Source organism: Corallococcus sp. AB018 (assembly GCF_003986945.1).
Classification (GTDB): Bacteria; Myxococcota; Myxococcia; order Myxococcales; family Myxococcaceae; genus Corallococcus; species Corallococcus exiguus.
Map to the genome: position 1 here is coordinate 19,322 of NZ_RAWR01000028.1, position 6,139 is coordinate 25,460.

The window sequence follows — 6,139 nt, forward strand, 5'->3', positions numbered from 1 at the left end:
GCTGTTCCTCCACCGGGTGGGGGCGCCTCGTTCCCGCCCGGTGGTGTTTGTCTGTCTGTGTCTTCCCATCGAGGAGTCGTGACGATGCGCGTGCCCTGGTCTCTCGCTGGCATCTCCGCCGGAGCGCTGCTCATCGGCGCCGCGTGGGCCGCCGTCGTCCGCCGCCCCGAACCCCTGGTGCTGGGCGCGCTTCCCCCCGTCGTCCTGCCGCACGTGGAGCAGGCAGGCGGTGCCACCACGGTGACGGACACCGGCCGCAATGCCTTCGGGCGCGCGCCCATGAACATGCCGCGCTCGCGCTGGCCGGACTTCTACGCGGGCAAGGGCGTCTTCGACCGCGACTGGAGCGACTCGCGCCTGCGTGCCGCCGTGGCGGGGCCCTTCTTCAGCGCCACCGGCTGCATGACCTGCCACGTGAAGGACGGCCGGGGCCAGCCGCCCTCGAGCCCCACGGAGGCGCCCGTCTCGCTGGCGTTCCAGCTGAGCGCGCCCGACGGCGCCGGTCCCCACCCGCTGTACGGCATGCAGCTGGACGCGCACGCCGTGGAGGGCCAGGTCCCCGAGGGCCACGTCCGCGTCGACTTCGAGGAGACGCGCGGCACCTTCGCCACCGGTGAGCCGTACTCGCTGGTGCGCCCGCGCTACCAGTTCCAGGGGCTGGTGCACGGCCCCCTGGGCGACGGCGCCCTGTTCTCCGCCCGCGTGTCGCCCGTGAACTTCGGCCTGGGCCTGCTGGAGGCGCTGCCCGAGGCCGACATCGTGGCCCGCGCCGACCCCGAGGACCGCGACCAGGACGGCATCTCCGGCCGGGTCAACCGGGTGCTCGACGTGGAGACGGGCGAGACGCGCCTGGGCCGCTTCGGGTGGAAGGCCAATCAGCCCACGCTGCGCCAGCAGGTGGCGCATGCGCTCGTCGCGGACATGGGCGTCACCACGACGCTCTACCGCCAGGAGCAGGGCCGGGACGCCCCGGGTGAACCGGAGGTGTCCCAGGACGACATGGACCTGCTGATGATCTACATGCGCCTCATCGCCGTGCCCAAGAGGCGCGACTGGGAGGCGCCGGAGGTCCAGCGGGGCCATGCCGTCTTCCGCGCCATCGGCTGCGCGGCGTGCCACGTGGACACGCCCCAGGAGACGGGGACGGTGGAGGGCTTCGACGAGGTCTCCCGCCAGGTCATCTACCCCTACACGGACCTGCTGCTGCACGACCTGGGCGAGGGCCTGGCGGACGGACGTCCGGACGGGCTGGCCACGGGCAGCGAGTGGCGCACGCCGCCCCTGTGGGGCATCGGGTTGGTGGAGGCCGTCAACCGGCACACCCGCTTCCTGCATGACGGCCGGGCCCGCTCCCTGGAGGAGGCTGTCCTCTGGCATGGAGGGGAGGCGGCCCCCGCGCAGGCTCGCTACGTCCGGCTGCCCCGCGAGGACCGGGCCGCGCTGCTCGCCTTCCTGAAGTCGCTCTGAGGCACGGACGGGACGCCCTCCCGTCCGGACGGCGGCCAGGAGGACCGCCGCCTGGAGGGGCTTCGGCCCGGGCGGGCGCACGGAACATTGGGACGCCCGGGGCCCTTGGAGTACCCTGCGCGCCCCCTTCATGCAGCCTCAGACTCCCATTCTCGATGATGCCCCCGACGTCCCGCTCGCGGTCGACCTGGACGGGACGCTGGTGCGCACGGACACGCTGCACGAGAACCTGCTCGTGCTGCTCAAGCACGCGCCGTGGCTGCTGCTGCTGGTGCCGTTGTGGGTGCTCCGGGGCAAGGCCTTCTTCAAGGCGGAGGTGGCCCGCCGCGCGCGGCTGGACGTCACCTCGCTGCCGTACAACGCGGAGGTGGTGGCCTTCCTTCGCGAGGAGCACGCCCGGGGGCGGCGGCTGGTGCTGGCCACGGCCGCGGACCGGAGCATCGCCGACGCGGTGGCCGCCCACCTGGGCCTCTTCCACACGGTGGTCGCCAGTGAAGCCGGAGTGAACCTGTCCGGCGCGCGGAAGCTGGAGCGGCTGCGCGAATTGCTGGGCTCCTTCGACTACGCGGGCAACGACGCGGTGGACCTGCACCTGTGGCGCGAGTGCCGGCGGATCATCGTGGTGCATGCGCCGGCGGGCGTGTTGCGCCAGGCCCAGGGATTGGGCCGTCCCGTGCACCGCGTCTTCGAGGCCCCGCCGGGCGGGGTGCGCCCCTGGGTGAAGGCGCTGCGGGTGCATCAGTGGGCGAAGAACGCGCTCGTCTTCGTGCCGCTGCTGGCGGCGCACAAGGCCACCCAGGGCGGCATGGCCCCGCGCGCGGTGCTGGCGTTCCTCGCCTTCAGCCTCTGCGCCTCCAGCGTGTACATCATCAACGACCTGCTGGACCTGGCGTCGGACCGGCGGCACCCGTCCAAGTCGCGGCGGCCCTTCGCGTCCGGGGCCCTGCCGGTGCGCGCGGGCGTCGTGATGGCGCCGCTGCTGCTGGTGGGCGCCGCGGCGCTGGCGCTGGCGACGCTGCCCCTGTCGTTCTCCGCGCTGCTGGCCGCCTACTTCGTGCTCACGCTCGCGTATTCGCTGCGGCTCAAGCAGGTGGTGATGCTGGACGTGCTGGTGCTGGCGGGCCTCTACACGGTGCGCATCTTCGGCGGCGCGCTGGCGGTGGGCGTGCCCACGTCGAGCTGGCTGCTCATGTTCAGCACCTTCCTCTTCCTGTCGCTGGCCCTGCTCAAGCGGCTGAGCGAGGTGCGGCGGCTGCGCCAGTCCAACGAGACGTCCGCTCACGGGCGCGGCTACCTGGCGCAGGACTACGAGCAGCTCGCGAGCCTGGGCGCGGCGGCGGGTCAGGTGTCGGTGATGGTGCTGGCCCTCTACATCACCAGCAAGGAAGTCACTGCGCTGTATGCCCACCCGGAGCGGCTGTGGCTGCTGTGCCCGGTGATGCTGTATTGGGTGGGGCGCATCTGGTTGCTGGCACACCGGGGCCTCGTGAACGAGGACCCGCTCGTCTTCGCGCTGAGGGACCGCGTCAGCTATGTCGTCGGCGTGGCCGCCGCGCTGGTGCTGTGGGTGGCGACGTGACGGGAGCATGGCGATGAGCACGTCGGATTCGTGGGGCCGTTTCCCCCGCGTGGAGCAGCGGACGCGCGCGCTGGCGTGGCGCTCGGACGCGGTGCCCCAGGTGGAGGGCTCCGTCCTGCCGCATGGCCTGGGCCGCAGCTACGGCGATTCCTGCCTCAATGGCGGGGGCACGGTGCTGCTCACCGCGGGCCTGGACCGGCTCATCGACTTCGACCCGACGACGGGCGTGGTGCGCTGTGAGTCAGGCGTGTCGTTGGACACGCTGCTGCGGCTGGCCGTGCCGCGCGGCTGGTTCCTGCCGGTGACGCCGGGCACGAAGTTCGTCACGGTGGGCGGCGCCATCGCCAATGACGTGCACGGCAAGAACCACCACCGGGCCGGGACGTTCGGCCGGCACGTGCGCCGCTTCGAACTGGTGCGCTCGGATGGCAGCCGGCGGATGTGCGCGCCCGACGAGAACCCGGACTGGTTCGGCGCGACGATTGGCGGCCTGGGGCTCACGGGGCTCGTCACCTGGGCGGAGGTGCAGCTCAAGCCCATCCGCAACCCCTTCGTGATTCAGGAGACCGTCCCGTTCGAGAACCTGGACGGCTTCATCCGCGTGTCCGCGGAGTCCGAGGCGGACCACGACTTCACCATGTCGTGGGTGGACTGCCTGGCGCGCGGGCGCAAGCTGGGGCGCGGCCTGTTCTACCGGGGCAACTTCGCGCCCACGCAGTTCGAGCGGCTGCCCCTGTCGAAGAGCCACCTGTCGCATGGCAGCGGGCTCGCGGTGCCCATCGACCTGCCGGGCTTCTGCCTCAACCGGCTGTCGGTGTCCGCGTTCAACTTCCTGTACTACCACCGGGAGCGGATGAAGCCGTCTCCCCGGCTCGTGCACTACGATCCGTTCTTCTACCCGCTCGACAGCGTGTACGGCTGGAACCGCATCTACGGCCGCCGGGGCTTCCTCCAGTTCCAGTGCGTGGTGCCCCACGCCACCGCGCGCGACGCGCTGCGGGAGCTGCTGGAGCGCAGCGCCCGGGGTGGGCTGCCCAGCTTCCTGTCCGTGCTCAAGACATTCGGCGACCTGCCGTCGCCCGGGTGGCTGTCCTTCCCGCGCCCCGGCTACACGCTGGCCCTGGACTTCGCCAACCAGGGTGAGAAGACGTGGAAGCTGGTGGAGTCGCTGGACCGCGTGACGCGCGAGGCGGGCGGGGCGGTGTACCCGGCCAAGGACGCGCGCATGAGTCCGGAGAGCTTCGCCGCGTACTTCCCCAAGCGCGAGCAGTTCTCCGCGTACGTCGATCCCGCGTTCTCGTCCTCCTTCTGGCGCCGGGTGAACCCGGTGTCCTTGCCCTTGCCCTCGCTGGAAGACCGTCAGGTCGCCATCCCATGAAGAAAGTCATTGTCCTCGGCGCCACGAGCGCCATTGCCCAGGCCACGGTGCGGCTGCTCTCCGCGCGCGGGGCGTCGCTGTACCTGGTGGGCCGCAACGCCGCGAACCTGGAGGCGGTGGCCAAGGACGCGGCCACGCGCGGCGCGCAGAAGGTGGAGTTCCGCGCGCTGGATTTGAACGACTGCGAAGCGCACGCGAGCCTCGTGGAGAGAGCGTGGCAGGCCCTGGGCGGACTGGACGGGGTCGTGCTGGCGCATGGCGTGCTGGGAGACCAGGAGGAGAGCCAGCGCTCGTGGGCGGCGGCGGAGCTGGTGCTGCGCACGAACTTCCTCTCCGCCGCGTCGCTGCTGACGGAGCTGGCCAACCGCTTCGAGGCGCAGAAGGCCGGCACGCTGGTGGTGATTTCGTCGGTGGCGGGAGACCGTGGCCGGCAGAGCAACTACGTGTACGGCGCGTCCAAGGGCGCGCTGACCGTGTTCCTCCAGGGCCTGCGCAACCGGCTGGCGAAGTCCGGCGTGGCGGTGGTGACGGTGAAGCCCGGCTTCGTGGACACGCCGATGACGGCCCACGTGCCGAAGAACAAGCTCTTCGCGTCGCCGGAGCAGGTGGCTCGCGGCCTCTTGAAGGCCGCGGACGGGCGCAAGAACGAGGTCTACGTGCCCGGCTTCTGGGCGCTCATCATGCTCATCATCAAGAGCATCCCGGAGCCTGTGTTCAAGCGGCTGAAGCTCTAGGCTTCCGCTGTTGCCCGCGCGGGCAGCCGGTGGAGCGGGGCGCAGTGGGGCGCGTGCGTCTGGAGGAACTGGCGCATCCGCTCCGCGCGTTCCGGGTCGTTCCGCTGGATGGCCGCGACCCGGAGTGCCCAGGCGCAGAGCAGGCGGACCACGATGAGAGGAGACTCCTCCTGGTGGTGCTCCAGCAGCCGCAGGCCCTCCGGCGTTGATTGGCCCGTGACGACTTCCGCGGAGTGGATGAGGACGTCGTAGAAGACGCGGCCCAGCTTGGCTCCGGGAACGGCGGGGTTGATGTCGGCCAGGGCGAGGGCCTCGCGGGCGAGCCTCAGGGTCTGCTCAGGGTCGTCCTTGCAGATCAGCTGGAGGAGCGCGTCACTGCCCCGCTCCATGGCCTGGAGCAGGGGCGCCTTGCTCCGCCAGTCCACCGCGTTCAATTCGTGGCGGGCCAGGACGTCCTGCCCGTAGAGGATCCTCCCCAGGGCCCGTCTCTGCGCCCGGAAGACGTCCACATCGGGGAAAGGGCTGCTCGGAGGAAGGAGCTCATCCGTGAGCCGGAACCAGGCCTCCACGTCCGGGTGCTGGAGTGCCTCGGCTTCCCTCCTGCGCGCCTTGCGGACCTGGTACTGCCGCCAAGCCAAGCTCCCGCCCACGAGCACGAAGAAGAGGATGAGGAAGGGGAGCAACTGCTGGCTCAGCCCTGGAGGAACCTGGGGCTTGGGGGTGGGCCATTCGCCGTTTCCGGTGATGGGCGAGGGATTGGAGAAAAAGGCATGGAAGCCGTACCAGAGCGGCAGCAGGACGGCCCAGATGAGCAGGAGCTTCCGGAACGGATGGCGACCCAGCCATCCCAGGACGGGCACCTTGCGGAGCTGCTTATCGGCGACTCCGCGGAGATAGCGATTGTTTTCTTCGCGCGACATGTGCGCACCGTAACCCTTTCCACTCCGTGCCTGAAAGACAGACACGGAGTGGAGGTTGTCT

5 protein-coding genes are annotated in these 6,139 nt (G+C 70.8%); 4 read left to right on the plus strand and 1 reads right to left on the minus strand.

Translation table 11 applies throughout. The annotated features are described in order from the left end of the window. Positions 1-84: 84 nt before the first annotated feature. The 4 genes from D7Y11_RS08730 to D7Y11_RS08745 all read left to right on the plus strand — a co-directional run bounded on the left by D7Y11_RS08730 (position 85) and on the right by D7Y11_RS08745 (position 5,158). Positions 85-1,467 (plus strand): di-heme oxidoredictase family protein, encoded by a 1,383-nt coding sequence (locus D7Y11_RS08730; protein ID WP_126933463.1) that lies wholly within the window; start codon positions 85-87, stop codon positions 1,465-1,467. Positions 1,468-1,597: 130 nt separating this feature from the next. Further along, positions 1,598-3,046: a UbiA family prenyltransferase gene (locus D7Y11_RS08735; RefSeq protein WP_126933464.1), complete on the plus strand. Its 1,449-nt coding sequence runs from the start codon at positions 1,598-1,600 to the stop codon at positions 3,044-3,046. Between the two features lie 13 nt (positions 3,047-3,059). After that, the gene (locus D7Y11_RS08740; RefSeq protein ID WP_126933465.1) at positions 3,060-4,424 is read left to right on the plus strand and encodes an FAD-binding oxidoreductase; all 1,365 of its coding nucleotides are present in this window, start codon (positions 3,060-3,062) and stop codon (positions 4,422-4,424) included. After that, on the plus strand, positions 4,421-5,158 hold the full coding sequence (locus tag D7Y11_RS08745) for an SDR family oxidoreductase (protein WP_120599174.1): 738 nt from the start codon (positions 4,421-4,423) through the stop codon (positions 5,156-5,158). The genes D7Y11_RS08740 and D7Y11_RS08745 overlap by 4 nt, the downstream gene beginning before the upstream one ends. Here D7Y11_RS08745 and D7Y11_RS08750 read toward each other — a convergent pair. Continuing rightward, on the minus strand, positions 5,155-6,078 hold the full coding sequence (locus tag D7Y11_RS08750) for a hypothetical protein (protein WP_126933466.1): 924 nt from the start codon (positions 6,076-6,078) through the stop codon (positions 5,155-5,157). The two genes, D7Y11_RS08745 and D7Y11_RS08750, sit on opposite strands and share 4 nt — an antisense overlap. Between the last annotated feature and the right edge of the window lie 61 nt (positions 6,079-6,139).

Bases quoted from the DNA above. Each gene is read 5' to 3' on its own strand.
- D7Y11_RS08730 (WP_126933463.1), top strand. From the start codon at position 85: ATGCGCGTGCCCTGGTCTCTCGCTGGCATCTCCGCCGGAGCGCTGCTC.
- D7Y11_RS08735 (WP_126933464.1), top strand. From the start codon at position 1,598: ATGCAGCCTCAGACTCCCATTCTCGATGATGCCCCCGACGTCCCGCTC.
- D7Y11_RS08740 (WP_126933465.1), top strand. From the start codon at position 3,060: ATGAGCACGTCGGATTCGTGGGGCCGTTTCCCCCGCGTGGAGCAGCGG.
- D7Y11_RS08745 (WP_120599174.1), top strand. From the start codon at position 4,421: ATGAAGAAAGTCATTGTCCTCGGCGCCACGAGCGCCATTGCCCAGGCC.
- D7Y11_RS08750 (WP_126933466.1), bottom strand. From the start codon at position 6,078: ATGTCGCGCGAAGAAAACAATCGCTATCTCCGCGGAGTCGCCGATAAG.